This window comes from Paenarthrobacter sp. NPDC089714 (genome assembly GCF_044748905.1).
Lineage (GTDB): Bacteria > Actinomycetota > Actinomycetes > Actinomycetales > Micrococcaceae > Arthrobacter.
Genome location: NZ_JBIVGX010000042.1, coordinates 1 through 1,714 on the forward strand (window position 1 = coordinate 1; position 1,714 = coordinate 1,714).

1 protein-coding gene is annotated in these 1,714 nt (G+C 65.1%); it reads right to left on the reverse strand.

Annotated elements, in window-relative coordinates; all coding sequences use genetic code 11:
- Positions 1-313: 313 nt before the first annotated feature.
- Positions 314-1,432, reverse strand: a complete 1,119-nt coding sequence (locus tag ACIPY3_RS23170; RefSeq protein ID WP_400337908.1) for an IS110 family transposase — start codon at positions 1,430-1,432, stop codon at positions 314-316.
- Positions 1,433-1,714 lie beyond the last annotated feature (282 nt).

Here is a 1,714-nt window from a genome sequence, read left to right on the forward strand (position 1 = left end):
CCCAACTGATATGTAGGTTGGGGTGTCAAGGGCAGTGGTGAGCGGCCCGCGTGGTGTTGATTGCGTGGGCCGCTTGAAGGGTGCGGCCCGGTGTGGGCTGGTTGGCGCGGGGTCGTTTTCGACTGCAATGGTCAGACTGATATTCGCGGGATGGGTACCGCATGACGATTGTTCGACCGGGAGCGTGTCGGTGTCTAACTTCGGGCATCGGCATTGATTTTGTCGGCCACACAGTTGGGTCCCGTGTTGGCCCCGGATTGCTGGCCCGCGCCGTGTCCTGCCGATGGCCGGGCGGCACGTTCTAGGGGGGCTCTCAGGCTGCGTTCATACGCTCCCCGTGTTGGTGTTCGTGTTGGAGCGGCGCGGCCAGGGACCAGCACCATCCGGCGAGTTCCCTGGCGATGGCGGTGTTTGCTTTGACGGGTGTTTTAGCGCGGGCATCGAAGAGCTGCCATTTGTGGTGCAGGCGGTGGTTTCCTTCCAAGGCGCGGATCCGGGTTCCGGTGTCCACGAGGTCCATTTGTCGGGTGAGTCTGCCGCCGGGGCCGGTGTAGGGGCGGCGGTGTTGCCAGGCGGCTTCGACGAGGAGCCTGCGGGCGTGGGTGTTGCCGGCCTTGGTGATCGGTCCTTGGTGCCGGGAGGTCCCGGAGGACTGCTCGCTGGGTACCAGACCCAGATAAGAGCCGATGGATGAGCCGGTGAACCGGGTCCAATCGCCGATCTCGACCGCGAGCCCGAAACCGGTCACGACCTGGATTCCGCGCAGACACATGAGCGCGTTGATCACCGGCGCGTACTGGCAGTCCGAAGCGATCACGGCCAGGCGCTGATCGATTCTCTTCAGGCGTGCATGGAGCAGGTCTGCCTGTTCCACGGCGGACTCGTAGGTGAACTGCAGGACCGGGTCATCGAAACGTTGGTGACGCAGCCACGCACCGTGCTCCAGGGTCCATTTGTGTTCCTTCGGGTAGCGGATACCGTGACGGAGCAATAACGCGTTGACGTGCTGCCGGGCGTGGGAAAGATCCCTGGCCGCCGAATCCCGCAGCCTGGACAGATCACGCAGGGCTTCTTGTTCCAGGTCCGGGACGCGGACTTCGGTGACCCGCCCAACGGCAAGCATTTCGGCCAAAACCCGGGCGTCCCTGCGATCCGTTTTGACCCGGTCCCCGGGAGCACGCAACAGTTTCGACGACGCGGCAACCACGCAGTCAATACCGGCCTGCCGAAGAGTCCGGGCCAGCACGAAACCCGTGGGCCCGGACTCGTACACGGCCTTGACAGGCGGCTCGAAACGGCGGATCCAGTCCAGCACCACGGCCGGTTCCGCAGCCATCGTCCCTCGCTCCAGTTCCCCCGTGACCGGATCCAAGGCACAACCAACGACACTCGACGCGTGAACATCGAGCCCAACGAAAGTATGCTCAAACATAGCCGGGACCTCCTCAGATTCACATGCGGCACTACCATTGCAGGCCCCCAAGCCCTCCCGGGCCAAGAGGCTGCCTCGATGGCAACCCGCGGCAGTGTGACACAGAAGGCCCCGGCCCCGCGTTCATCGCTGGCCCGCCCGGACAAGGGCATGACCGCCGAGCCAAGGGCCGGCCGCGCCGGCGCTCCCGCGAAACCTGCACTCCCATGGGAAGCTGGCGCGGAAGGACCCAGCCCGGCGATAATGACCGCCCCAGGCGGGCCGCCCCCGTTCATATTGTCT